The organism is Klebsiella sp. MBT K-1 (assembly GCF_002556465.1).
Taxonomy (GTDB): Bacteria; Pseudomonadota; Gammaproteobacteria; order Enterobacterales; family Enterobacteriaceae; genus Klebsiella; species Klebsiella grimontii.
Window position 1 is genome coordinate 1 of sequence record NZ_PDEL01000031.1, and the last position, 24,042, is coordinate 24,042.

Below are 24,042 nucleotides of genomic sequence, written 5' to 3' on the forward strand. Positions count from 1 at the left end.
CTGATGCTGCACTCCTTCTCGGCGGTCGCGCTGATCGTGGTGATCATGGTGCATATTTACGCCGCGCTGTGGGTGAAAGGCACCATTACCGCGATGGTGGAAGGCTGGGTGACGAAGACCTGGGCGAAGAAGCATCATCCGCGCTGGTACCGTGAAGTCCGCGAAAAGCAGGATAAGCGCCAGTCGTAGGCCCGAGCGCTTTGTTCGTCTCTGAAATGGCGTCGTATATCGACGCCATTTTTTTGCGGATAACGCGCTGTTTTGACAACATTAACCATAGTGCGCCGCAGGCGGGAGCGGCACGTTTCCCGGTTCGCTCAAGCCTTGGCGCAGGATAGCTAATCCTAACGGTGCATAGTCTGGGGTATCGATATCAGGTATCGTAACGCACACATTGCGATGTCATGGGTATATCCCGTACGCCGATTGCGGTTATCATTAATGACATTCACCAGAGCGGGCGCGTGATGCCCGCCAAATCACAGAGCGGACGCGACCATCGCCGAATCTGCTGAAACCAGGAAGTAACAGAATGAGCATTCGTATCATCCCGCAAGATGAGCTGGAAAAGAGCGAGAAACGCGCGACGGATATGATTCCGCCGTTGTTGTTTCCCCGGCTCAAAAATTTATATAACCGTCGCGCCGAACGCCTGCGCGAACTGGCTGAAAATAACCCGCTGGGCGATTACCTGCGCTTTGCCGCACTTATCGCCCACGCGCAGGAAGTGGTGCTGTACGACCATCCGCTGCAGATGGATCTCACCGCGCGCATCAAAGAAGCGAACGACCAGGGTAAGCCGCCGCTGGATATCCACGTTTTGCCGCGCGATAAGCACTGGCACAAGCTGCTGCATTCGCTGATTGCCGAACTGAAGCCGGAGATGAGCGGCCCGGCGCTGGCGGTCATCGAGAATCTGGAAAAAGCCTCCGAACAGGAGCTGGAACTGATGGCAAGCGCGCTGTTTGCGTCCGATTTTGCCTCTGTCAGCAGCGATAAAGCGCCGTTTATCTGGGCCGCGCTCTCGCTCTATTGGGCGCAGATGGCCAGCCTGATCCCCGGAAAAGCCCGCGCTGAATACGGTGAACAGCGTCAGTTCTGCCCGGTTTGCGGCTCGATGCCGGTCTCCAGCATGGTGCAAATTGGCACCACTCAGGGCCTGCGCTATCTGCACTGCAACCTTTGCGAAACCGAGTGGCATGTGGTGCGCGTGAAGTGCAGCAACTGCGAACAAACGCGCGATCTGCACTACTGGTCATTAGATAACGAGCAGTCGGCGATTAAAGCCGAAACCTGCGGCGACTGCGGTACCTACCTGAAGATTCTCTATCAGGAAAAAGACCCAAAAGTGGAAGCCGTCGCCGACGACCTCGCCTCGCTGGTGCTGGACGCACGGATGGAACAAGAGGGCTTCGCCCGCAGCTCCATTAACCCGTTCCTGTTCCCTGGCGAAGGGGAATAACGGCTGGCATCATGTCGGGCGGCGCCTGCCGCCCGGCTTACAAATGATAAGGCGTAATCACTCCGGGTATCCCGAAAAAATCTTTGGTATTGCGCGTGACCAGTTCATAACGATGTATTTGCGCTGTCGCCAGTATGATGGCATCCGGCAGCTTCATCCCATACTCCTTCCTGAGATTGACGCTTCGTTCAGCAATATCCTGTGAAATATCGATAATATTAAACGCGCTCAGTGCAATACGCGTGCGGTGTTCCTGATGATACTTTTTCGCCCCCACCATTACTTCCATCCACGTGATGAGGCTAATCGCATTCTGTGGCGGATAAGCCTCCAGAACCTGTTTCGCTTCAACGCGACCGCTGAATAAATCGATGAGAATATTAGTATCAAACAGCGCCGGGCCTTTAATCATTGCCACTCCTCGCGGAGTTTCCTTTCGAATTCAACTCCATCTTCCTCACAGCCTTGCCAAATCCCCAGCGCATTGGAAATAGTGGTGTCAGCTTGTCTTTCCAGGTACTGTTCAACCGCCTCGCGTAACAGTTCCGCTCGAGGAAGATTGCGCTGCTGTTTGAGGTCTTCAAGACGTTTAATAACGTCATCCGATAAGTCGAGTAGTATTCTGCCCATATTCGTTCCCGTCATCATACTCACATATACCTCCAGTATATCATTGACGATGAATTTTCAAACAACATACACCTGCAGTTGGTGGGGGGAAAGCCCCGTCAGCAATGAGTTTCACTTTTGCGAGCCGCTTTCCACAATTGTTTCGCAACCCAAATCGCCCATTTTCTTTTGTTAAAAATCAGGCTATAAGACTGGATATCCAAACAGGTTAAGGGATTAAAAAATGGCGCTTGAAAAAGGTATTGCAGAGCTGGTGCGGGAATTTATCGATGCAGGTCGCCCCTCATCGCGCGAACAGAATATTGATGACCGGAGAAACGGTTATGTCGCTAGTGCCGTGTTAGCCGGGGAACAAGAAAACCGCGTGTGGGTAGAGGACATCGAACTCGAGGGCATGTTTTTTCGCGTGGTCTCTCCCCTCAATGCGACTGGCGCGCTGCCTGCCGTTATCTATTTCCACGGTGGCTGCTTTATCAGCGGCGGTTTCGCCACGCATGACCATCAGCTCCGCCAGCTGGCGTACCACAGCGGCTGTCGCGTTATCGCCGTGCAATATCGGCTGGCGCCGGAGCATACTTTTCCTGCCGCCCATGATGATGCCGAAAAAGGCGCGCTGATTATTCACCGCCACGCCGGGCAGCTGGGCATCGATGCTTCCCGTATTACGCTGGCTGGCGACAGCGCCGGAGGACATCTGGCATTAGTGACCGCCCTGCGACTCAAAACCACGCAGGCCTGGCAACCCGCACAGCTGGTTTTGATTTACCCGATGCTGGATGCCACCGCCAGCATGAAGAGCTATATCGATAACGGTAAAGATTACATCATCACCGAAGATACCCTGCTCAGCGGCTATGAAATGTACCTTTCAGCGACGGAACTCCATCATCCGGAAGCCAGCCCGCTATGGCGTAAAGACTTTAACGGATTACCGCCGGTACATATTCTGACGGCAGAATACGACCCTTTGCGTGATGAAGGCGAAGCGCTTTACCAGCGCCTGCTTGAGCAGGGCGTTGACTGTACCTGTCAGCGCTATCTCGGGGTGATCCACGGCTTCTTTCAACTGGGCGGCATCAGCCCGGCGGCCGGAAGCGCGATGAGGGATATCGCCTGGCGGGTGAAGTCACCAGGCCAATAGACCGGTATAAAGGGAGGCTACTCCTCTTCGTTACCGCCCTCTTCATACGGGCCAAACGGCTTCGCGGGAAGAACAATATAGATACCCTCAAAAACCGCGCCAAGCCGATCGTCGCCAAACAGTTCAACCTGCAGCTGAACGCGCGCTTTACGCCCGCGCGCCAGCCGGTCAAGATCGCCGCTTAACGAACCGAGATCGGCAACGGCGCTTGGGCGTCCGCTAATGGGCTGGCTGTAGCGGATATGCGCATCGGCAAGAATAATTGTGCCGCCAAGATGCCGCTCGCGCAGCATCAGCCAGATAAGCCCCCAGCCGGTTAACGTTGCCTGAGAAAACAGGCTGCCGGCAAACAGGGTATGGTGTGGGTTCTGGTTACCGGCTTCCGGCATGGTGGTGATGAATTTTTGCCCGGTATACTGCTGGATGCGCACGCCCATTTTCTCGCTGAGAGGGATATGCTGATACCAGGCCTGCTGCAGCTGAGCGCACCAGTCGCCGCGATGTAAAATATCATCCAGCGAGGCTATTGGCTTAATCATCAGAAAATGACGGATCGGCGTGGTCGTCGGCGTGGTGATTTCTCCCTGGTTCACAAAACCGAGCTTCGCAAAGAACTCCACCGCGTCTTCGCGGGCGCTACAGGTCACGCGCTTAACGCCTTCCTGGCGGGCGACGGACTCCAGCGTCATCGCCATCAGGGTACCCAGCCCTTTATCCTGCACTGACGGATGAACGGCCATAAAACGGATAGAGGCTTCGTTTTCCGCATTCACATACAGCCGCCCGACGGCAACCAGATTACCCTCTTCATCGACCACCATTTGATGGTGCGCCATCGCATCCCACGCATCGCGCTCGGACCCTTTCGGCTGATGCAGCGGCTTACGCAGCATCTCCCAGCGGAACTGGTAGTAGCTCTCTAACTCTTCTTCTGTTTGCGGTACACGAAGGTGATACATAGCTGTACTCTCTTTTGTTACCCGCAGCCTGCCCGGAAGCTGGCTCATACCTGCAACCAAAAGGTTACGGGACCATCATTCACCAGAGAAACCTGCATATCGGCAGCAAATCTCCCGGTCTGCGTATTCATTTTCTGCTCGCGGCAGCGCTCAACGAAATACTCGTACAGCGCTTCCGCTTTATCCGGCGCAGCGCCTTTAGAAAATCCAGGGCGCATCCCGCGCTCGGTATCCGCTGCCAGCGTAAACTGTGAAACCACCAGCACGCTGCCGCCAGCCTGCTGCACGTTCAGATTCATTTTGCCTTCAGCATCGCTAAAAATACGGTATCCCAGCACGCGCTCGCACAGGCGGTTCGCCTTTTGCTCATCATCGTCTCTCTCGACGCCTAACAGCACCAGAAGCCCGGGGCCGATTTCGCCCGTCACTTCACCCTCCACGGTAACGCTAGCTCGGGATACGCGTTGAATTAATGCAATCATGATTGTTCTGTTTCTTCTTTTTTCAGTTTGCGGTATTCACCGAGAGTGACAGTAATTTCAGCGCCAAGCAAGACGATACACCACGTCCAGTACACCCAGACAAACAAAATAGGCACCACGGCGAGTACGCCATAAATCAGCTGATATGACGGGAACGCGGTGATATATAAAGCAAAAGCTTTCTTACCCGCTTCAAAGAGCAGCGCAGCGACCAGGGAACCGATTATCGCATCGCGGTTACGCACCTCGGCCGTCGGCACAATGCTGTAAAGCAGCCAGAATGCCACCCAGGATAAAATGAGCGGAAAAATACGCAGCACATCGTCAATCACGCTATTCAGGTCGCTGGCCCAGCGTAACGACAGGAGATAGGAGCTGATCGCAAGGCTGGCGCCCGCCAGCAGCGGCCCCAGGGTGAGGATCATCCAGTAAACGGCAAAGGAGTAGGTTTTTGGCCGGGTTCGGGTACTGCGCCAGATGGTGTTCAACGCGCTATCAATGGAGTACATCAACAGCAGCGATGTCACAATCAGACCGAAAGCGCCCACGGCGGTCATTCGACTGGAGTTAGCGACAAACTGCTCAATGTAGCCCTGAATGACATCCCCGGTTGCCGGGATGAAATTGGCGAAGATAAAGTGGCGAATCTGGATACTGACATCAGAAAACATCGGAAATGCCGCGAACAGCGCGAAAACGACGGCAATAAGCGGCACAAGGGAGAGTAACGACACATAGGCAAGATTCCCCGCCAGCGTCGTCATATTATCTTCATCAATACGCCGCCATAGCAGCTTGAGCCAGGCCACCAGCGGTCGCAGATGGCGCGTGGTTTTTTGATGAACGGTTTTTAGCATAGCTGTTTAGCAAAATAGTTGGGGATGGTTTCCTTCCCGGTCACCAGAATGCTGGTAATGCCCAGCTGGTTAGCCCCGGCAATATTATCCGCGTTATCATCGAAGAAGACCGTATCGTCAGCGGAAAAACCTTCCGCTTCAAGGACGCTCTGATAGATCCGCGCTTCGGGTTTACGCATCCCCATTTCCTGAGAAAGATAGATATGGTCAGCCACGGCGCGTATCTCGGGGTACTCATCCGGCCAGAAGGTGGTATGCAGACGGTTAGTGTTGGACAGAACCACGACCCGATGCCCCTGCTCGCGTAATTTTTGCATAATCGCGATAACCTCCGGGCGGAGGGCGACAAAAACCGCCTGCCAGCCGTGGGAGAACTGCTCGTAGCTAAGCGACATGTTCATTTCGTGGCACATCGCCGCCGCAAAATCTTCATCGCTGATTTCACCGCGCTCGTGCTGGTGGAACGCTTCGCCCATGGTGAAATGCTGCTGCAGCGTCGCAAGGGGAATTCGCGTTAAATCGCTCCACGTCCCGAGCACCCGGTTGAAGTCAATATCGACAATCACATTACCTAAATCAAAGATATAGAGCATGGTCCTCTCCTTTTGCACCGTGGAAAATTAACTGTAGCGGGAAAGGGGGAGTTTGACTATGGCCGGCGGGGCTTTGTACAAAAAAGAAACCCTGCCATTGAGGCAGGGTTCAGATAGCAGAAAGAAACGTTAATTAATCTTCTTTTGCACCGCGCATCGCGCGTTTACGGTCGTTCTCGGTCAGGTGACGTTTACGGATACGGACAGAAGTCGGGGTGACTTCTACCAGTTCGTCGTCATCGATGAACTCAAGAGCCTGCTCCAGAGTCATTTTCAGCGCCGGAACCAGCGTCGTTGCTTCGTCAGTACCGGAAGCACGCATGTTGGTCAGTTTCTTACCGGTCAGGCAGTTTACCGTCAGGTCGTTAGAGCGGCTGTGAATACCGATGATCTGGCCTTCGTAAACTTCTGCGCCGTGGCCCAGGAACAGCTTACCGCGATCCTGCAGGCTGAACAGTGCGAACGCGACCGCTTTACCCTGGCCGTTGGAGATCAGAACACCGTTCTGACGCTGACCCACATCACCCGCACGAACGTCGTCGTAGTGGCTGAAAGTGGAGTACAGCAGACCGGTACCGGAGGTCATGGTCATGAATTCTGAACGGAAGCCGATCAGACCACGGCTTGGGATCACGTAGTCGAGACGTACGCGGCCTTTGCCATCTGGATTCATGTTTTTCAGATCGCCTTTACGCTCACCCAGCGCCTGCATCACAGAACCCTGGTGCTGCTCTTCAACGTCCAGCGTCACGTTTTCGAACGGCTCTTGCTTACGGCCATCGATTTCGCGGAAGATAACTTTCGGACGGGAAACCGCCATTTCGAAACCTTCACGACGCATGTTCTCGATAAGGACAGACAGGTGCAGTTCGCCACGGCCAGAAACGCGGAATGCGTCTGCATCCGGAGTTTCTTCAACGCGCAGCGCCACGTTATGCACCAGCTCTTTGTTCAGGCGGTCAAGGATCTGACGAGAGGTAACGTACTTACCTTCTTTACCGCAGAACGGCGAGGTGTTAACGCAGAAGAACATAGAGACGGTCGGCTCATCAACAGACAGCGCCGGCAGCGCTTCAACATTCTGCGTATCGCAGATGGTGTCAGAGATGTTCAGTTCGCCCAGGCCGGTGATCGCGATGATATCGCCAGCTTCTGCAACGTCGCTCTCGATACGCTCAAGGCCCAGATGGGTCAGAACTTTACCGACTTTACCGTTACGGGTTTTGCCTTCGCTATCAATGATAGTGACCTGCTGGTTCGGCTTCACTTTACCGCGCTTGATGCGGCCGATGCCGATGACGCCAACGTAGTTGTTGTAGTCCAGCTGGGAGATTTGCATCTGCAGCGGGCCATCAAGGTCAACGTTCGGCGCCGGTACGCGATCGACGATGGTCTGATACAGCGGAGTCATGTCTTCAGCCATATCTTCGTGATCCAGACCCGCGATACCGTTCAGCGCAGAAGCGTAAACGATAGGGAAGTCCAGCTGTTCGTCGGTAGCGTCGAGGTTAACGAACAGGTCGAATACCTGATCGACAACCCAGTCAGGGCGTGCGCCCGGACGGTCAACTTTGTTGATAACAACAATTGGCTTCAGGCCATGAGCAAAGGCTTTTTTGGTCACGAAGCGCGTCTGCGGCATCGGACCATCCATTGCATCAACGACCAACAGAACGGAATCAACCATGGACATGACACGTTCAACTTCACCACCGAAGTCGGCGTGCCCCGGGGTATCAACGATGTTGATACGGTAGTCATTCCATTTGATAGCGGTGTTTTTAGCCAGGATGGTAATCCCGCGCTCTTTCTCCAAATCGTTGGAGTCCATCACTCGCTCTTGAGTTTCGGCACGCGCGTCGAACGTACCGGATTGCTGTAGCAGCTTATCAACCAGGGTAGTTTTACCATGGTCAACGTGCGCGATGATGGCGATATTACGCAAATTTTCGATCACAACTTTGCCTCAGGCATTAGAAATAGCGCGTTATTGTACACGGATTAATCGCAGTACAAAACAGGATCACAAACATCCTCCGCAAACAAGTATTGCAGAGATTCTTTGTGATCGCTTTCACGGAGCGTTAAAAGGGTTATTCAAGGTCAATTGCACCAAATAAGTGCCCAATGTTCACACAAATGCACTATATTGGTGCAATGCATTCATTTTGGTGCAGCCCTTTTGCACGATGATGTGCATGATAACGCCTTTTGGGGGCAATTTAAAAGTTGGCACAGATTTCGCTTTATATTTTTTAAGGCAACAACGCCACTTTACGTAGTTAAAAAGTTTTCGTTTCCACGACGACAATGACCAATCCGGGAGAGTTTAAGTATGTCCGCTGAACACGTTTTGACGATGCTGAACGAGCATGAAGTGAAGTTTGTCGATCTGCGCTTCACCGATACCAAAGGTAAAGAACAGCACGTTACTATTCCTTCTCATCAGGTAAATGCCGAATTCTTCGAAGAAGGCAAAATGTTTGATGGCTCCTCGATTGGCGGCTGGAAAGGTATTAACGAATCCGACATGGTTCTGATGCCGGATGCAACCACCGCGCTGATCGACCCGTTCTATGAAGAACCGACGCTGATCATCCGCTGCGACATCCTGGAACCAGGCACCCTGCAGGGCTATGACCGCGACCCGCGTTCCATTGCTAAGCGCGCTGAAGAGTATCTGCGCTCTACCGGCCTGGCTGACACCGTGCTGTTCGGGCCAGAACCAGAATTCTTCCTGTTCGACGACATCCGTTTTGGTGCCTCCATCTCCGGTTCCCACGTTGCTATCGACGATATCGAAGGCGCATGGAACTCCTCCACCAAATACGAAGGCGGCAACAAAGGCCACCGTCCGGGCGTGAAAGGCGGTTACTTCCCGGTTCCGCCAGTAGACTCTTCTCAGGATATCCGCTCCACCATGTGTATGATCATGGAAGAGATGGGCTTGGTTGTTGAAGCTCACCACCACGAAGTGGCGACTGCGGGCCAGAACGAAATCGCGACCCGCTTTAACACCATGACCAAAAAAGCGGACGAAATTCAGATTTACAAATACGTTGTGCATAACGTCGCACACCGTTTCGGCAAAACCGCGACCTTTATGCCAAAACCGATGTTTGGCGATAACGGTTCCGGTATGCACTGCCACATGTCCCTGTCCAAGAACGGCGTAAACCTGTTCTCCGGCGACAAATACGCAGGCCTGTCTGAACAAGCGCTGTACTACATCGGCGGCGTAATCAAACACGCTAAAGCGATTAATGCCCTGGCTAACCCGACCACCAACTCCTACAAGCGTCTGGTCCCGGGTTACGAAGCGCCGGTTATGCTGGCTTACTCTGCCCGTAACCGTTCCGCGTCTATCCGTATTCCGGTTGTCACCTCTCCGAAAGCGCGCCGTATCGAAGTTCGCTTCCCGGACCCGGCTGCTAACCCGTACCTGTGCTTCGCGGCGCTGCTGATGGCTGGCCTTGACGGTATCAAGAACAAAATCCATCCGGGCGAAGCCATGGATAAAAACCTGTACGACCTGCCGCCGGAAGAAGCGAAAGAGATCCCACAGGTTGCAGGCTCTCTGGAAGAAGCACTGAACGCGCTGGACGCGGACCGTGAATTCCTGACCGCTGGCGGCGTATTCACCAACGACGCTATCGATGCTTACATCGCCCTGCGTATTGAAGAAAACGACCGCGTACGCATGACTCCGCACCCGGTTGAGTTTGAGCTGTACTACAGCGTCTAATTTTGCTGTAAATCCGCGGTATTCCGTGTTGTGGCGTGGGGTACCAAGGATGTTTTGTTGCCGTGGAAACTTTCAGCCCATCTCAGGATGGGCTTTTTTCTCCACCAACGCGCTGATCCCATGAGCTTTTTATTCATAAAAAGCTATACTGCACTAAAATGGTGCACTCTTTTTCAGGAGACTGTCGAATGGCAACAGGCACACTGCCCGATGCTGGGCAGATCCTTAACTCTTTAATCAACAGTATCTTACTGGTCGATGACGACCTGGCGGTACATTACGCGAACCCGGCGGCGCAGCAGCTGCTGGCGCAAAGCTCGCGTAAATTATTCGGCACGCCGCTGCCGGAGCTGTTGAGCTATTTCTCGCTGAATATCGGCCTCATGCAAGAGAGCCTCGCTGCGGGTCAGGGTTTTACCGATAACGAAGTGACGCTGGTTATTGATGGCCGCTCCCACATCCTTTCCCTGACGGCGCAACGCCTGCCTGAAGGCTATATCCTGCTGGAAATGGCGCCGATGGATAATCAGCGTCGCCTGAGCCAGGAGCAGCTACAGCACGCGCAGCAGATTGCCGCACGTGACTTAGTGCGTGGTCTGGCCCACGAGATTAAAAATCCGCTGGGCGGCCTGCGCGGCGCGGCGCAGCTGCTGAGCAAAGCGCTGCCCGACCCTGCGCTAATGGAATATACCAAAGTCATTATTGAACAGGCCGACCGGTTAAGAAATCTGGTCGACCGTCTACTGGGACCACAGCATCCCGGAATGCACGTAACAGAAAGCATCCACAAGGTCGCTGAGCGAGTGGTGAAGCTGGTGTCGATGGAACTACCGGATAACGTCAAGCTGGTACGCGACTATGACCCCAGCCTGCCAGAGCTCCCGCACGACCCGGATCAAATTGAACAAGTGCTGCTGAACATCGTACGTAACGCGCTGCAGGCGCTGGGACCGGAGGGCGGAGAGATCACTCTGCGCACCCGGACGGCCTTCCAGTTAACCCTGCACGGCGTGCGCTACCGCCTCGCTGCGCGTATCGACGTTGAAGATAACGGCCCAGGAATCCCGTCTCACTTACAGGATACGCTGTTTTATCCCATGGTGAGTGGACGCGAAGGCGGTACCGGACTCGGGCTGTCTATCGCCCGCAGCCTTATCGACCAGCACTCCGGCAAAATTGAATTTACCAGTTGGCCAGGGCATACCGAATTCTCGGTGTACCTGCCTATTCGGAAGTAGAGGTGTTTATGCAACGAGGGATAGCATGGATCGTTGACGACGATAGCTCCATCCGTTGGGTGCTTGAACGCGCGCTCACCGGGGCAGGCTTGAGTTGTACAACGTTTGAAAGCGGCAATGAGGTGCTTGATGCCCTCACGACCAAAACCCCGGATGTGCTGCTGTCTGATATCCGCATGCCGGGGATGGATGGGCTGGCGCTGCTAAAGCAAATTAAACAGCGTCATCCGATGCTCCCGGTCATCATAATGACGGCGCATTCGGATCTTGACGCGGCGGTCAGCGCCTATCAGCAGGGCGCTTTTGATTATCTGCCGAAACCGTTTGATATTGATGAAGCGGTGGCGCTGGTCGACCGTGCGATTAGCCATTACCAGGAACAGCAGCAGCCGCGTAATGCGCCGATTAATAGCCCGACGGCCGATATTATCGGCGAAGCGCCGGCCATGCAGGACGTTTTTCGCATTATCGGCCGCCTGTCGCGCTCATCAATCAGCGTACTGATCAACGGGGAATCCGGTACCGGTAAAGAGCTGGTTGCCCATGCTCTCCATCGGCATAGTCCGCGCGCCAAGGCGCCGTTTATTGCGCTAAATATGGCAGCAATTCCTAAAGATTTAATCGAATCAGAGCTATTTGGCCACGAGAAAGGGGCCTTTACCGGCGCCAATACCGTGCGTCAGGGACGCTTTGAGCAGGCAGACGGCGGCACGCTGTTCCTCGACGAGATCGGCGATATGCCGCTGGACGTACAGACTCGCCTGCTGCGCGTCCTCGCTGATGGCCAGTTTTATCGCGTCGGCGGCTATGCGCCGGTGAAAGTGGATGTGCGCATCATTGCCGCCACCCACCAGAACCTTGAGCTGCGCGTCCAGGAAGGAAAATTCCGCGAGGATTTATTCCACCGCCTGAACGTGATTCGCGTCCATCTGCCGCCGCTGCGCGAGCGTCGGGAAGATATCCCCCGTCTGGCGCGACATTTCCTGCAAATCGCCGCCCGTGAGCTGGGCGTAGAGGCCAAACAGCTGCATCCGGAGACGGAGATGGCGTTAACCCGACTGGCATGGCCGGGCAACGTACGTCAGCTGGAAAACACCTGTCGCTGGCTGACGGTAATGGCCGCAGGTCAGGAGGTTCTGACGCAGGATCTTCCCAGCGAGCTGTTTGAAACCGCGATACCGGATAACCCAACGCAAATGCTGCCGGATAGCTGGGCCACGCTGCTGGGACAATGGGCCGATCGCGCTTTGCGTTCCGGTCATCAAAACCTGCTCTCGGAAGCGCAGCCTGAGATGGAGCGCACGCTGCTGACCACCGCCTTACGCCACACTCAGGGGCATAAACAAGAGGCGGCCCGGCTGCTGGGATGGGGTCGTAATACCCTGACGCGTAAGCTAAAAGAGTTGGGGATGGAGTAGCTGCGCGCTGGCGAGGAAAAAATAGTCATCCAGCGCAAACTGCTGCTATTTTGTACTTTACTGTTGCCATGCGTTGAGTATGATCTTGCCCGGAAAGACGGGGGAGAAATCATGCTTGAATCACTCATTAATATTATATCGAGCGGTGTTGCAGCGGGTCATACGCCGCAGACGGCGGTCGCTGCCGTTCTGTGCGCGGCGATGGTTGGCCTGTTTAGCTGATAATATCCCCTCTCCTGCCAGGAGAGGGGATATTGCTTATATAACGCGGGAAAACTGCTGCATCCGCGCTTTTTGGCGCAGATACGCATCGAAACACATGCAGATATTGCGAATCAGCAGTCGGCCTTTCGGCGTCACCTGAATGCCTTTCTCATCCACATCCACCAGCCCATCTTTGGCTAGCGGCGCCAGCAATTTCATATCGTCGGCAAAGTAGCTATCGAAGGTAAGATCCCACTGCGCGTCTACCGAAGCGAAGTCGAGACGAAAGTTACAAATCAGCGCCTTAATCACGTCGCGGCGGATGCAGTCATCGCGCGTCAACGCAATACCGCGCCACAGCGCCGTTCCGGTTTCATCAACCTGCTGATAATACTGTTTCAACTCTTTCTGGTTCTGCGCGTAGCAATCGCCAATCATACTGATCGCCGACACGCCCATTCCCAACAGGTCGGTGTCTCCCTGGGTGGTGTAACCCTGGAAATTGCGATGCAGAATGCCTTCACGTTGGGCTATCGCCAGTTCATCATCAGGACGGGCAAAGTGGTCCATGCCGATAAACTGATATCCCGCGGCCGTCAGCGAATTGATGGTTTCCTGAAGAATGTCCAGCTTCTGTTCCGCTGAGGGCAAATCGGCATCTTTGATTTTGCGCTGCGCGGCGAAGAGCGTGGGTAGATGCGCGTAGTTGAACACGCTCAGACGATCGGGATTAAGCTCCGCCACTTTCTGTAGCGTATAAGCGAAGCTCTGCGGCGTCTGCTTCGGCAGGCCGTAAATCAGGTCGATATTGGTCGAGGTAAAGCCGATGTCGCGCGCATGGTTGAGTAGCGCGAAGATGAAGGCCTCATCCTGCTCGCGGTTTACCAGGCGCTGCACTTCTTTGTTGAAGTCCTGCACGCCCATACTCAGGCGATTAAAGCCTTCGCCACGTAAATGATCCAGCACATCGAGTTCGATTTCGCGCGGATCAACCTCAATGGAGATCTCTGCGTCCGCGTTAAAATTGAAATGGGTACGCAGCAGACCCATCAGACGACTAATTTGCGCCTTGTTTAGATACGTTGGCGTACCGCCGCCCCAGTGTAGCTGATTGACTTTGCGGCCAGAAAAAAGCGGCGCGCGATGAATAATCTCCAGCTCAAGGACATCCAGATACTGATCGGCCTTATGCTGTTGGCGGGTGACGATTTTATTACAGCCGCAGAAATAACAGAGCTTATGGCAAAACGGGATATGCACGTACAGCGAGAGGGGACGCTGCGGATAGCGGGCAACCGCCGCATCAAATTCAGCGGGGCCAAATTCTGGAGAAAACTCCAGCGCGGTGGGATACGAAGTATAACGCGGCCCGGAATAGTTATATTTCTGGATCAGGGCCAGATCCCAGTCGATTAACTGCACAGACATGCTCACTCCTTCCGATGGTACCGTCGGCGGGTACGCCGCCCCGGCCCAACCGCACCTCGGGTAATGAGCCGGTTGCGCAGCCATTTTTGACGCCGCGACAACCGTCGTAGTTTAACGAATAACCACAGCAGATAACATATAACCAGAAGGGTTATAAGCAGGACCGGGAATCCGATGGGGTGCAAACGTTAGTTTCCACCCTTCAGCAGACGCATCATATCTTCTTTGCGCTCTTCCTCTTCTTCATCTTCGTCATCATCGTAGGAGAGGCCCAGCTGCTGCATCAGCTCATCAATGCGATCCAGTTTGGCATCAACCCAGGTCTGCTCTTCAGCATTCAGGGTACCGCCCTCTTCCAGACGTTCCAGCAGCGCGTCCAGGCGCTCATCGTTCTCCAGCAAATCCAGCTCAGCCTGCGGTGAAAGCATAGGTTTCTCGCTCTTTGGTTTATGCTGCTTAATCGCCGGAGCATTTTCAGTCACGCCCAGCGGGATTGGTTTTTTACTGCCAATTCGGGGATCTTGCTGCTGGCCTTGTTTTTTGCCTGCCGAAGCGGTGTCGCCGCCGGTCGCGCGACTTCCTGCCGCATGGCCACGATGCTTCTTCTGATGCTTGCGCTCGCGGGCTTCCTGGTTCAATTCTTCACGCGTTTTGCGATTTTTTTTGCCGCGAGGTACGGATGTCGGTTTTTTCATGTTGTGTAATCTTCAGGCCGTTTTCTTCAGTATAGAATTGAGGCGGAATCTAGCAGAAAGCAAGCAAAGAAAAAAGGCGACAGATTACTCTGTCGCCTTTTTCCGCACTGACAACCCTTAATGGGCTTCTACTTTCCATGTTCGCTAACGACACACCCTGTCTTTCCTTTAGCAACTAACGGTCCCTGTTACATCCATTTCCTTTTAAAACGTCTCCAGACGTTTGTCATCCTGACAATCCGTAGTCCTCGCCTCCTGGCGCTTCCTGACTCCTCATCCTGAGTCATAATCCTGTTAGCATCCTCGCCCTTGACCGCTACTTTACTGTTTTAAGGAAAACCTACAACCGACTGTACGGAAAAAAAACAAGTTTCAGAATTTTCTTTCAGCTCAACACGATGATTTATCAGCGTTTGTATTATGTTTACTCAGTTTTTCCTCATGTATTTCTCATATAATCAATAGCCAATGTCTTACAAAGACTGTGGTTTTAACTTACAGCGATGAGGTGCGGTAAAAACAGCCTTTTTCTGCTGTTCAGGTATAATCCCCGTCAAAGCCTGATTTAACGGAGACGACCGTCTTGACCAACTGGAATTATCAACTGACGCATTTTGTCACTAGCGCGCCAGATATCCGCCATCTTCCTGCCGATACCGGTATTGAAGTGGCCTTTGCTGGCCGCTCTAACGCCGGGAAATCCAGCGCTCTGAACACGCTGACTAACCAGAAAAGCCTGGCACGCACTTCGAAGACGCCTGGCCGTACGCAGCTGATTAACCTGTTTGAAGTCGCTGAGGGCAAACGCCTGGTCGACCTGCCGGGCTATGGTTATGCCCAGGTACCGGAAGAGATGAAAATCAAGTGGCAGCGCGCGCTGGGTGAATATCTCGAGAAACGCCTGTGTCTGAAAGGCCTGGTTGTGCTGATGGATATCCGTCATCCGCTTAAAGATCTCGATCAGCAGATGATCCAATGGGCGGTTGAAAGCGATATTCCGGTTCTGGTGCTGCTGACCAAAGCCGATAAGCTGGCCAGCGGGGCGCGGAAAGCGCAGATCGCTATGGTTCGTGAGGCGGTAACCGCCTTTAACGGAGATGTGCAGGTCGAAGGATTTTCTTCCCTGAAGAAGCAAGGCGTGGATAAACTCCGGCAGAAACTGGATAGCTGGTATAACGATATCCCCCCTCAGGAAGAACCTGAAGACGGCGAATAGTCTCGCTAATTACCCCGGATAGCGGCGCGTGAGGCCCTGTCCGGGTAGCCCGCCTCATCAGCATTGATTCGCAAAAAATTTTCTTTCGCGCAATAAAAAACGCCCCGGTCATAAATGACCGGGGCGGCTAAAATATTCAGCCAAATCCGATTACGTGAAGTAAAAGGTCTGAAAGATAGAACATCTTACCTCTGTACCCTACGTCTTTAACTCTACTCTTCTTTCGATTACGGATAAAGCATTTTTTGTAGTTTTTTTTCACTCTTTACATAGCAAATTCAAATGATCATCACAAAATACGATAAGTTATGTTACTCACTTACAAGAAATGACCCTACCTGCCGAATACTTAGTGCGCTTGATCCCAGTTTTCTCCACTTCCCACTTCCACCAGTAGCGGAACCGCCAGCGTCGTACTGCTTTCCATCAGTTCATGGATTTTTTTCGCGACCGCCTCAAGATCGTCTTTATGCACTTCAAAGACCAATTCATCGTGCACCTGCATGATCATCCGCACGCGAGGTTTTTCACTTAACAACCAGCTGTCGACGGCAATCATCGCGCGCTTAATAATATCGGCGGCGGTTCCCTGCATCGGCGCGTTGATCGCCGCACGCTCGGCACCAGCACGACGCGCACCGTTGCTGGATTTAATGTCCGGCAGATAGAGACGACGGCCATCGAGCGTTTCAACATACCCCTGCTCTTTTGCCTGAGTGCGGGTGCGCTCCATATATTCCAACACGCCCGGATAGCGTTCAAAGTAGAGATCCATATACTTTTGCGCTTCTTTGCGTGGGATATTGAGCTGGCGCGCAAGGCCGAATGCGCTCATGCCGTAAATCAGGCCGAAGTTGATCGCCTTCGCGCTGCGGCGCTGCTCGCTACTGACGCTCTCCAGCGGCAAACCGAAAACCTCAGCCGCCGTCGCGCGGTGGATATCCTTCCCTTCAGCAAACGCGGTCAGCAGGCCCTTGTCGCGAGACAGATGCGCCATGATGCGCAGTTCAATTTGCGAGTAGTCGGCAGAGACGATGAGATAATCTTCCGGTGCAATAAACGCCTGGCGAATACGGCGCCCTTCATCATTGCGTACCGGAATATTCTGCAGGTTCGGATCGGTGGACGACAAACGTCCCGTGGCGGTAACCGCCTGGTGATAAGAGGTGTGAACCCGGCCCGTTTTCGGGCTGATCATCAGCGGCAGCTTATCGGTGTAGGTGGACTTGAGTTTTGCCAGGCCACGATATTCGAGGATGACTTTCGGCAGCGGATAATCCAGCGCCAGCTCTTCCAGCACCTCTTCCGAGGTCGAGGGCGCGCCGCCCGGGGTTTTCTTCAGCGGCTTAATACCTTGTTTTTCAAACAAGATCGTTTGCAGCTGCTTCGGAGAAGAGAGGTTAAACTCTTCGCCCGCGATGTCGTACGCCTTTTTCTCCAGCTCAACCAGGCGCTTGGCTATCTCCTGAGAGTGCACATGCAGTACGGCCGGATCGATCTTCACGCCATTGCGCTCAATGCGGGATAGTACCGGCACCAGCGGCATTTCAATATTTTTAAAAACGTTCAGCGGGCCTTCATTTTGCTGAAGTTTAGGCCACATTTTCAGGTGCAGCTGTAGCGTGACGTCGGCATCTTCCGCCGCGTAGCGGCCCGCTTCTTCCAGCGCGATTTGGTTGAATGTAAGCTGGTTTTTACCTTTACCCGCAATCTCTTCAAAGGTAATGGTTTTGTGCTTCAGCCAGCGGTCGGAGAGGCTATCCATATCATGGCGGCCCGCCACGCTGTCGAGAATGTAGGATTCCAGCATGGTATCAAAGGCAATACCGCGCAGTTCAATGTCATAGTTAGCCAGGATACCGCGGTCATATTTGAGGTTTTGCCCAACCTTCAGAACATTGTCATCTTCCAGTAGCGGTTTCAGCAGCTCAAGGACACGGTCGCGCGGGATCTGATCCGGTGCGTCCAGATAATCATGGGCAACCGGTACATAGGCCGCAACGCCGGGTTCAATGGCGAAGGATAAGCCGACCATATTGGCTGACACGTTATCCAGGCTATCTGTTTCGGTATCAAAGGCAAAAAGCGGCGCTTTCTTCAGGCTCTCAATCCAGGTCAGCAGCGTTTCTTCATCAAGAATCGTGACATAGTTTTCAGAAGAGAGCGCCGTGGCGGTTTCCTCTTCGGCATCAGCCACTGCTGCCACAGCGGCTATCGGCTTCGCCGCAGGCTTTGCGCCTTTTGCCTGCATCCACTTGCCGGACTCGACATCGGTGATCCAACGTTTGAACTCATACTTTTTAAATAGCGTCAGCAGTTCATCAGCGATGGGCTGTGCAACCAGCAGATCTTCGCAGCCCAGATCCAGCTCGACGTCGGTTTTGATCGTCGCCAGCTGATAAGAGAGGTAGGCCACCTCTTTATTCTGCTCCAGCTTCGCTGCCATCGTTTTTGCACCGCGGAAGGTCAGTCCGGCGATTTTTTCAGGTTCCGCATATAGCGTATCAAGGCCGCCCAGCCCCTGTAACAACGCCTGCGCCGTCTTCTCTCCCACGCCTGGTACGCCAGGGATGTTGTCCGATGAGTCCCCCATCAGGGCCAGAAAATCGATGATCAGCTCCGGCGGCACGCCGTATTTGGTCACCACTTCATCCGGGCCGAGGATGGTGTTGGTCATGGTGTTAATCAGCGTAATACCCGGCGTAACCAGCTGAGCCATGTCTTTATCGCCGGTGCTAATCAGTACCGGACGCCCGACCTTTTCAGCTTCACGCGCCAGGGTCCCGATGACATCGTCAGCTTCTACGCCAGGAACGGCCATCAGCGGCAGGCCCATCGCCTTAACCATGGCATGCAGCGGCTCGATCTGCGCACGTAGATCGTCCGGCATCGGCGGGCGATGAGATTTATAGTGCTCAAACAGTTCATCACGGAAAGTCTTCCCCTTGGCATCAAACACGACGACGGCATGGGTCGGTTGATACTGCAGGATCAGGCTTCGCAGCATATTCAGTACGCCATACATTGCGCCTGTCGGCTCGCCAGCGCTATTCGTCAGCGGAGGGAACGCGTGATATGCCCGATAAAGGTAAGAGGAGCCGTCAACGAGGATGAGAGGGTTTTCTGGGATCTGAACCATAATTTCCGTGCCTGTTTATCAGATTATCGGTAAAGGATGCCACAGACGGGCATTAAATCCTGAATTTTTCCCGCATTTCGTCGAAAAGATTCAACGATCCCGTCGATCGCGCAATGCGTTAACCTGTGGATAACTTTGTGAATAGTTTTATAACGATGGCTACGTCATCATTAATAAAATAATCTATTGGTAAATTACTCTATATTTATCATGGCATTATAAATTAACAACCCGCTTTAATAACATCATGATGACTCAATGTTCCATGTGGATATAAGATCCGGATATTTTTCCGTCCGGGTAAAACCCGTCATTTGCTCTATTTTCTGGTAAAATCAGCCTCTTGCGCTGTTTAAACGCGTTCTTTGTCAGCCTAACTTTCTGAATAAATTAACTATGTCGAGATTACTCGCTGCGATAACGCTCCCGCTGAGTATCGCCCTGACTATCGTAGTCACCATTATTTGCTCCGTGCCAATAATCATCGCCGGGCTGATTAAACTGCTTGTGCCTGTTGCTGCGGTCTGGCGCTCGATATCCGTTTTTTGCAATTTCATGATGTACTGCTGGTGTGAAGGGTTGGCTCTGCTGCTGCGCCTTAATCCCTGGCTTAAGTGGGATGTTGAGGGCCTGGAAGGCCTGAATAAGAAAAACTGGTATCTGCTTATCAGCAACCACCATAGCTGGGCCGATATCGTGGTACTGTGCGTGCTGTTTCGCAAACATATCCCGATGAATAAATATTTCCTCAAGCAACAGCTCGCCTGGGTGCCGTTTATTGGCCTGGCATGCTGGGCGTTGGATATGCCTTTTATGCGCCGTTATTCCCGCGGTTATTTAATCCGCCATCCAGAGCGCCGTGGCAAAGATGTTGAAACCACCCGCCGCTCCTGCGAGAAATTCCGCTCACATCCCACCACTATCGTTAACTTTGTCGAAGGTTCACGCTTTACTGAAGAGAAGCGGCTGCAGACCCGCTCGCCTTATAATAATTTATTAGCACCAAAAGCTGCCGGTACTGCCATGGCATTAAGCGTACTGGGCTCGCAGTTTGATAAGCTGCTGAACGTTACGCTGTGTTATCCAGAGAATCATCACCGACCGTTTTACGACATGCTGAGCGGCCGATTAACGCGGATTGTGGTACGCATCCGCGTTGAACCCGTGACGGAAGAGCTGCACGGCGATTATGTGAATGATAAAAACTTTAAGCGGCGGTTTCAGCGCTGGCTAAATACGCTATGGGAAAATAAAGATCGTCAGTTAACGGAAATCATGCAGCAGAAAGGAAAATGATGCTGGACGCTGAAAAGAGTAACGCCGGTCAGTAACCGGCGTTTATTTTTTATTTCTTCTCAACTAACTGCTTAACGGTATCGGCATACTGGGCAACAAATGCGTCCATATTGCTGGTATCCATACCCTGCGGGTTAAGCTGATATTTGCCGTTAACGTACATAGCGGGTACGCCCTGCAGCTGGAAATCAGCAGCGGCTTTCTCTTGCTGAGCCACCAGGGATTTCACTACAAAACTGTTCCAGGCTGCATCGTAATCTTCACCTTTAACGCCGGCGTCAACGAAGACCTTACGAATATCGGCTACGGTCTGAACGGTCTGTGTTTTCTGTACCGCTTCAAACATCGGGACGGTAATCTTGTCTTCCACACCCAGCGCCATCGCGACGGCCCACGCCTGGGTCAGATCCTTGCCCAACGGGCCCAGGAATTCAACGTGGTATTTCGTCATTTTGACGCCTTCAGGCAGCTTTTTCTTCACGTTATCTGACACATGAAGCACTTCTTCAAACTGATAGCAGTGCGGGCAGTAGAACGAGAAAAACTCGAGCACCTGAGGCTCGCCGGCAACGGGCTTATCGAGGGTAATATACTGCTTACCGTCGGTGATCTGGGCAGCGGATGCACTAAAAGCCAGAATCATACCAGCCAGCGCCAGCCAAATTTTTTTCATGATTAACTCTCTCCTGGATATATCACATTAATACATTGGCGTTAACTGAAGAGGCGGTTCCTGCAGAACCTTTACCTGCTCAAGAAAAGTTGTTGTCTGCCCACGCCAGTAATCTTCCCCGGTTAACCACGGGAAGTTCTTAGGAAAAGCAGGATCTTCCCAGCGTCTTAACAACCACGCCAGATAATAAACTAACCGCATTGCACGTAAAGGTTCGATGAGGGCAATTTCATCCGTATTGAAAGAGCTAAACTCTTCATACGCTTCAATGATCATCTCAAGCTGCATCCGTTGCTCGGCCTTATCACCGTTCAACAGCATCCACAGATCCTGGATAGCAGGTCCATTACGTGAATCATCTAAATCAACAAACAAAGGGCCATCGCGCCAGAGGATGTTTCCTGCATGGCAGTCACCGTGCAAACGTAAGATATTGGCGCGCCCGTGCCATTGCGCCATTACCGCATCAATCAGCTTATCAGTAGCGCCAAGAAAAGCCTCTTTCAGCCCTGCCGGTATCAGCGGGGAGAGCTCAAAGACCTGCCGGGGCTCAAGAAGGTACTCATTGGTGCCAATCTCCGGGCGCGCGACAAAACGCTGTTTGCGTCCCGTTTGATGCAGACGGCCAAGGTAGCGCCCAACCCATTCCATCTGATCGAGGTTATCCGCCTCAAACTGACGTCCACCCAGGCTTGGGAACACGGCGAAAAAGAACCCCTGATGCTGATGAAGGGTACTTTCGTTAAACGACAATGGCGCCGCTACAGGGACTTCGTCCTGAACGAGCTGAAGGGAAAACTGGTGTTCTTCGAGGATTTGTTCGGCGGACCAGCGCTCAGGACGATAGAACTTCACCACATAGCGGCGACGATCTTCATCCTGAAACTGGTAAACTCGGTTCTCATAGCTATTAAGCGGGGTGAGACCTGAGTCCACCCGCATTCCCAGATCAAATAAACCATCAATGATGGTATCCGGGTGAAGCGTCTGAAAAGTGAAAGCCTTATCGTGCATCCTGACATCCGATAATCGTACGAATGATACAGGATATCATCTCATTGCCGATTCCGCGGCAGCGCTTACAACCTTTTACTCTTTAATCACGCCCCGAGCGCGTAGCAGCGCAGTTTTAAAATCTTCTTCATAATCTTTCTGGATACCGGGGATAACGGCTTCTTTTGCCGAGTCGCGCATCTTCAGGTGATAAATCAGAATATCGTCGGAAAGATCGCTCAGTTCACCGGCATAACCGGCCTCTTTCGCCAGTTTTTGCAAAAATTGAATCAAATTCAGCTCGGGTTCTTTCTGCCAGGCTGGCTGGAGAAGTTCAATGACTTCATTCAGGCGTTTACATTTCATAGCAATGCTCCTTACTCTTGATAGGTGTACGTTAGCAGGGACAATCCCACAATGAAAGAGGCGATATTAATATGCAGGGCAAGGTAATAACCGGCGTTGTACTGGCGGGTGGGAGAGGTACGCGTATGGGAGGCATTGATAAAGGATTGCAGTTGCTGAAGGGGAAAGCTCTGTGGCGTCATGTCGCCGATACGCTGCAACCCCAGGTCACAAAGCTGGTGATTAGCGCTAACCGCAATCTTGATTGCTGGCGAAGCAGCGGCTACCCGATTATTACCGACTCTCTGAACGACTTTCCCGGGCCGTTAGCCGGTATGCTTTCCGTTATGCATCAGGTTGAGGGTGAGTGGTTTCTGTTTTGTCCGTGCGATACGCCTTTTATTCCATTATTTCTGGCTGAGCGCTTAATACTGCAAAAAAAATCATCCCCGGTTGTTTGGGTACACGACGGTGAACGCGACCATCCGGCGATTGCTCTGGTGAATCGAGTGGTGATTAGCGAACTGGAAACCTATCTGGCGGCAGGCGAGCGGCGGGTTATGGTGTTTATGCGTAAAATGGGCGGGCATAGCGTCGATTTTAGCGATGTAAAATCAGCCTTTATTAACGTCAACACTCTCAGTGACTTACAAAGTATGGAGGTGTCATCATGATCCCTCTTTTGGCCATCGCCGCCTGGAGCGGCACGGGTAAAACAACCTTATTAAAAGCGCTGATTCCAGCGCTACGCGCGGAAGGCATACGTCCTGGGCTCATTAAACATACTCATCATGATATGGATGTGGATAAACCCGGTAAAGATAGCTATGAGCTACGTAAAGCAGGCGCGGCTCAGACGATAGTCGCCAGCTCGCAGCGTTGGGCATTAATTACGGAAACACCCGAAGAGCCTCCACTGGATCTGACATGGCTGGCTAGCCGAATGGATGCATCAACGTTAGATCTCGTACTGGTTGAAGGTTTTAAACATGAAGCTGTGCCCAAGATCCTGCTCTTTCGGCAAAACAGCGGACATTGCAGAGAAGAATTAGTGTTTGATGATGACGTGATTGCCGTTGCCAGCGATACGCCTGTCGAGACGTCGCTTCCCTTGTTAGATTTAAATAATATTCCGCAGATAGCCGTTTTTATTATGCAGTGGTTAAAGAGGGCTTAATCGTGGCCTTGATTGAGATTGCAGAGATATCGCTACGCGTCATCTTGCTAAATCATTCTTGCTTTCTCAGACCACAAAAACGCAAAAAGCCCATCCGTCAGGATGGGCTCTTCACTTAATTGATGCCTGGCAGTTCCCTACTCTCACATGGGGAGACCCCACACTACCATCGGCGCTACGGCGTTTCACTTCTGAGTTCGGCATGGGGTCAGGTGGGACCACCGCGCTAGTGCCGCCAGGCAAATTCTGTTTAATCTGTATCAGGCTGAAAATCTTCTCTCAAATCCGCCAAAACATCTTCGGCGTTGTAAGGTTAAGCCTCACGGTTCATTAGTACCGGTTAGCTCAACG

23 protein-coding genes, 1 rRNA gene and 1 pseudogene are annotated in these 24,042 nt (G+C 52.8%); 11 read left to right on the forward strand and 14 right to left on the reverse strand.

Going from position 1 to position 24,042, the window contains the following annotated elements:
• Window positions 1–189, forward strand: a pseudogene (locus CMQ96_RS27760) (formate dehydrogenase cytochrome b556 subunit); the annotation flags it as partial.
• A 343-nt stretch (window positions 190–532) separates the two neighbouring features.
• The gene (gene fdhE, locus CMQ96_RS27765) at window positions 533–1,462 is read left to right on the forward strand and encodes a formate dehydrogenase accessory protein FdhE (RefSeq protein ID WP_004132861.1); all 930 of its coding nucleotides are present in this window, start codon (window positions 533–535) and stop codon (window positions 1,460–1,462) included.
• A 37-nt stretch (window positions 1,463–1,499) separates the two neighbouring features.
• Here the strand turns inward: fdhE and CMQ96_RS27770 are convergent, their stop codons facing one another.
• Window positions 1,500–1,874, reverse strand: a complete 375-nt coding sequence (locus CMQ96_RS27770; protein ID WP_049086919.1) for a type II toxin-antitoxin system VapC family toxin — start codon at window positions 1,872–1,874, stop codon at window positions 1,500–1,502.
• Window positions 1,871–2,110, reverse strand: coding sequence for a CopG family transcriptional regulator (locus CMQ96_RS27775; protein WP_077253475.1), 240 nt, complete (start codon window positions 2,108–2,110; stop codon window positions 1,871–1,873). Before CMQ96_RS27775 ends, CMQ96_RS27770 begins: the two co-directional genes overlap by 4 nt.
• A gap of 205 nt (window positions 2,111–2,315) precedes the next feature.
• On the opposite strand from CMQ96_RS27775, the gene CMQ96_RS27780 reads away from it, so the two are divergent.
• Window positions 2,316–3,233: an alpha/beta hydrolase gene (locus CMQ96_RS27780; protein ID WP_024360706.1), complete on the forward strand. Its 918-nt coding sequence runs from the start codon at window positions 2,316–2,318 to the stop codon at window positions 3,231–3,233.
• A 17-nt stretch (window positions 3,234–3,250) separates the two neighbouring features.
• Here the strand turns inward: CMQ96_RS27780 and fabY are convergent, their stop codons facing one another.
• The 5 genes from fabY to typA form a co-directional block, all read right to left on the reverse strand.
• A complete protein-coding gene (fabY, locus tag CMQ96_RS27785; protein WP_004127112.1) occupies window positions 3,251–4,192 on the reverse strand; it encodes a fatty acid biosynthesis protein FabY in 942 nt (313 codons plus the stop codon).
• 44 nt (window positions 4,193–4,236) lie between these two features.
• On the reverse strand, window positions 4,237–4,674 hold the full coding sequence (gene dtd, locus CMQ96_RS27790) for a D-aminoacyl-tRNA deacylase (protein WP_024360707.1): 438 nt from the start codon (window positions 4,672–4,674) through the stop codon (window positions 4,237–4,239).
• On the reverse strand, window positions 4,671–5,531 hold the full coding sequence (locus CMQ96_RS27795; protein ID WP_004127107.1) for a virulence factor BrkB family protein: 861 nt from the start codon (window positions 5,529–5,531) through the stop codon (window positions 4,671–4,673). Before CMQ96_RS27795 ends, dtd begins: the two co-directional genes overlap by 4 nt.
• The gene (gene yihX, locus CMQ96_RS27800) at window positions 5,525–6,124 is read right to left on the reverse strand and encodes a glucose-1-phosphatase (protein ID WP_024360709.1); all 600 of its coding nucleotides are present in this window, start codon (window positions 6,122–6,124) and stop codon (window positions 5,525–5,527) included. The genes CMQ96_RS27795 and yihX overlap by 7 nt, the downstream gene beginning before the upstream one ends.
• A 133-nt stretch (window positions 6,125–6,257) precedes the next feature.
• Entirely contained in the window at window positions 6,258–8,081 is a 1,824-nt protein-coding gene (gene typA, locus CMQ96_RS27805) for a ribosome-dependent GTPase TypA (RefSeq protein ID WP_004132874.1), read from the reverse strand.
• A gap of 378 nt (window positions 8,082–8,459) precedes the next feature.
• Here typA and glnA point away from each other — a divergent pair, with 378 nt between their 5' ends.
• From glnA to CMQ96_RS27835, 4 genes are all read left to right on the forward strand, one after another.
• Window positions 8,460–9,869, forward strand: coding sequence for a glutamate--ammonia ligase (gene glnA, locus CMQ96_RS27815; protein WP_004127100.1), 1,410 nt, complete (start codon window positions 8,460–8,462; stop codon window positions 9,867–9,869).
• Window positions 9,870–10,057: 188 nt separating this feature from the next.
• Complete coding sequence (gene glnL, locus CMQ96_RS27825) at window positions 10,058–11,107, forward strand: nitrogen regulation protein NR(II) (protein ID WP_004127098.1); 1,050 nt, start codon at window positions 10,058–10,060, stop codon at window positions 11,105–11,107.
• 8 nt (window positions 11,108–11,115) lie between these two features.
• Complete coding sequence (gene glnG, locus CMQ96_RS27830) at window positions 11,116–12,525, forward strand: nitrogen regulation protein NR(I) (RefSeq protein ID WP_004107350.1); 1,410 nt, start codon at window positions 11,116–11,118, stop codon at window positions 12,523–12,525.
• A gap of 111 nt (window positions 12,526–12,636) precedes the next feature.
• Window positions 12,637–12,747 carry a YshB family small membrane protein gene (locus CMQ96_RS27835; RefSeq protein WP_004127096.1) on the forward strand — a complete coding sequence of 37 codons (111 nt, stop codon included), beginning with the start codon at window positions 12,637–12,639 and terminating at the stop codon, window positions 12,745–12,747.
• Between the two features lie 36 nt (window positions 12,748–12,783).
• Here CMQ96_RS27835 and hemN read toward each other — a convergent pair whose 3' ends face one another.
• Both hemN and yihI read right to left on the reverse strand, forming a co-directional pair.
• Window positions 12,784–14,157, reverse strand: a complete 1,374-nt coding sequence (gene hemN, locus CMQ96_RS27840) for an oxygen-independent coproporphyrinogen III oxidase (protein WP_098067613.1) — start codon at window positions 14,155–14,157, stop codon at window positions 12,784–12,786.
• 188 nt (window positions 14,158–14,345) lie between these two features.
• Window positions 14,346–14,852, reverse strand: coding sequence for a Der GTPase-activating protein YihI (gene yihI, locus CMQ96_RS27850; RefSeq protein WP_024360710.1), 507 nt, complete (start codon window positions 14,850–14,852; stop codon window positions 14,346–14,348).
• A 583-nt stretch (window positions 14,853–15,435) separates the two neighbouring features.
• Here yihI and yihA point away from each other — a divergent pair.
• On the forward strand, window positions 15,436–16,068 hold the full coding sequence (gene yihA, locus CMQ96_RS27855; RefSeq protein ID WP_004127091.1) for a ribosome biogenesis GTP-binding protein YihA/YsxC: 633 nt from the start codon (window positions 15,436–15,438) through the stop codon (window positions 16,066–16,068).
• Between the two features lie 349 nt (window positions 16,069–16,417).
• Here yihA and polA read toward each other — a convergent pair whose 3' ends face one another.
• Window positions 16,418–19,207 carry a DNA polymerase I gene (gene polA / locus CMQ96_RS27860; protein ID WP_049086923.1) on the reverse strand — a complete coding sequence of 930 codons (2,790 nt, stop codon included), beginning with the start codon at window positions 19,205–19,207 and terminating at the stop codon, window positions 16,418–16,420.
• Between the two features lie 396 nt (window positions 19,208–19,603).
• Here polA and CMQ96_RS27865 point away from each other — a divergent pair, with 396 nt between their 5' ends.
• The gene (locus CMQ96_RS27865; RefSeq protein WP_049086924.1) at window positions 19,604–20,503 is read left to right on the forward strand and encodes an acyltransferase; all 900 of its coding nucleotides are present in this window, start codon (window positions 19,604–19,606) and stop codon (window positions 20,501–20,503) included.
• Between the two features lie 49 nt (window positions 20,504–20,552).
• Here CMQ96_RS27865 and dsbA read toward each other — a convergent pair whose 3' ends face one another.
• The 3 genes from dsbA to CMQ96_RS27880 form a co-directional block, all read right to left on the reverse strand.
• Window positions 20,553–21,176: a thiol:disulfide interchange protein DsbA gene (dsbA, locus tag CMQ96_RS27870; protein WP_004127082.1), complete on the reverse strand. Its 624-nt coding sequence runs from the start codon at window positions 21,174–21,176 to the stop codon at window positions 20,553–20,555.
• A gap of 27 nt (window positions 21,177–21,203) precedes the next feature.
• A complete protein-coding gene (locus CMQ96_RS27875) occupies window positions 21,204–22,190 on the reverse strand; it encodes a serine/threonine protein kinase (RefSeq protein WP_004871954.1) in 987 nt (328 codons plus the stop codon).
• A gap of 75 nt (window positions 22,191–22,265) precedes the next feature.
• A complete protein-coding gene (locus tag CMQ96_RS27880) occupies window positions 22,266–22,535 on the reverse strand; it encodes a YihD family protein (protein ID WP_004127077.1) in 270 nt (89 codons plus the stop codon).
• A 71-nt stretch (window positions 22,536–22,606) separates the two neighbouring features.
• On the opposite strand from CMQ96_RS27880, the gene mobA reads away from it, so the two are divergent.
• Window positions 22,607–23,188 carry a molybdenum cofactor guanylyltransferase MobA gene (gene mobA / locus CMQ96_RS27885; RefSeq protein WP_098067614.1) on the forward strand — a complete coding sequence of 194 codons (582 nt, stop codon included), beginning with the start codon at window positions 22,607–22,609 and terminating at the stop codon, window positions 23,186–23,188.
• The gene (gene mobB, locus CMQ96_RS27890) at window positions 23,185–23,691 is read left to right on the forward strand and encodes a molybdopterin-guanine dinucleotide biosynthesis protein MobB (RefSeq protein WP_004871947.1); all 507 of its coding nucleotides are present in this window, start codon (window positions 23,185–23,187) and stop codon (window positions 23,689–23,691) included. Before mobA ends, mobB begins: the two co-directional genes overlap by 4 nt.
• A 124-nt stretch (window positions 23,692–23,815) precedes the next feature.
• Here mobB and rrf read toward each other — a convergent pair.
• Window positions 23,816–23,931: ribosomal RNA gene (rrf, locus tag CMQ96_RS27895) — 5S ribosomal RNA — on the reverse strand.
• Between the last annotated feature and the right edge of the window lie 111 nt (window positions 23,932–24,042).

Excerpts from the sequence above, each read along its gene's own strand:
- fdhE (WP_004132861.1), top strand. The coding sequence starts at position 533 with ATGAGCATTCGTATCATCCCGCAAGATGAGCTGGAAAAGAGCGAGAAA.
- CMQ96_RS27770 (WP_049086919.1), bottom strand. The coding sequence starts at position 1,874 with ATGATTAAAGGCCCGGCGCTGTTTGATACTAATATTCTCATCGATTTA.
- CMQ96_RS27775 (WP_077253475.1), bottom strand. The coding sequence starts at position 2,110 with ATGATGACGGGAACGAATATGGGCAGAATACTACTCGACTTATCGGAT.
- CMQ96_RS27780 (WP_024360706.1), top strand. The coding sequence starts at position 2,316 with ATGGCGCTTGAAAAAGGTATTGCAGAGCTGGTGCGGGAATTTATCGAT.
- fabY (WP_004127112.1), bottom strand. The coding sequence starts at position 4,192 with ATGTATCACCTTCGTGTACCGCAAACAGAAGAAGAGTTAGAGAGCTAC.
- dtd (WP_024360707.1), bottom strand. The coding sequence starts at position 4,674 with ATGATTGCATTAATTCAACGCGTATCCCGAGCTAGCGTTACCGTGGAG.
- CMQ96_RS27795 (WP_004127107.1), bottom strand. The coding sequence starts at position 5,531 with ATGCTAAAAACCGTTCATCAAAAAACCACGCGCCATCTGCGACCGCTG.
- yihX (WP_024360709.1), bottom strand. The coding sequence starts at position 6,124 with ATGCTCTATATCTTTGATTTAGGTAATGTGATTGTCGATATTGACTTC.
- glnA (WP_004127100.1), top strand. The coding sequence starts at position 8,460 with ATGTCCGCTGAACACGTTTTGACGATGCTGAACGAGCATGAAGTGAAG.
- glnL (WP_004127098.1), top strand. The coding sequence starts at position 10,058 with ATGGCAACAGGCACACTGCCCGATGCTGGGCAGATCCTTAACTCTTTA.
- glnG (WP_004107350.1), top strand. The coding sequence starts at position 11,116 with ATGCAACGAGGGATAGCATGGATCGTTGACGACGATAGCTCCATCCGT.
- CMQ96_RS27835 (WP_004127096.1), top strand. The coding sequence starts at position 12,637 with ATGCTTGAATCACTCATTAATATTATATCGAGCGGTGTTGCAGCGGGT.
- hemN (WP_098067613.1), bottom strand. The coding sequence starts at position 14,157 with ATGTCTGTGCAGTTAATCGACTGGGATCTGGCCCTGATCCAGAAATAT.
- yihI (WP_024360710.1), bottom strand. The coding sequence starts at position 14,852 with ATGAAAAAACCGACATCCGTACCTCGCGGCAAAAAAAATCGCAAAACG.
- polA (WP_049086923.1), bottom strand. The coding sequence starts at position 19,207 with ATGGTTCAGATCCCAGAAAACCCTCTCATCCTCGTTGACGGCTCCTCT.
- CMQ96_RS27865 (WP_049086924.1), top strand. The coding sequence starts at position 19,604 with ATGTCGAGATTACTCGCTGCGATAACGCTCCCGCTGAGTATCGCCCTG.
- dsbA (WP_004127082.1), bottom strand. The coding sequence starts at position 21,176 with ATGAAAAAAATTTGGCTGGCGCTGGCTGGTATGATTCTGGCTTTTAGT.
- CMQ96_RS27875 (WP_004871954.1), bottom strand. The coding sequence starts at position 22,190 with ATGCACGATAAGGCTTTCACTTTTCAGACGCTTCACCCGGATACCATC.
- CMQ96_RS27880 (WP_004127077.1), bottom strand. The coding sequence starts at position 22,535 with ATGAAATGTAAACGCCTGAATGAAGTCATTGAACTTCTCCAGCCAGCC.
- mobA (WP_098067614.1), top strand. The coding sequence starts at position 22,607 with ATGCAGGGCAAGGTAATAACCGGCGTTGTACTGGCGGGTGGGAGAGGT.
- mobB (WP_004871947.1), top strand. The coding sequence starts at position 23,185 with ATGATCCCTCTTTTGGCCATCGCCGCCTGGAGCGGCACGGGTAAAACA.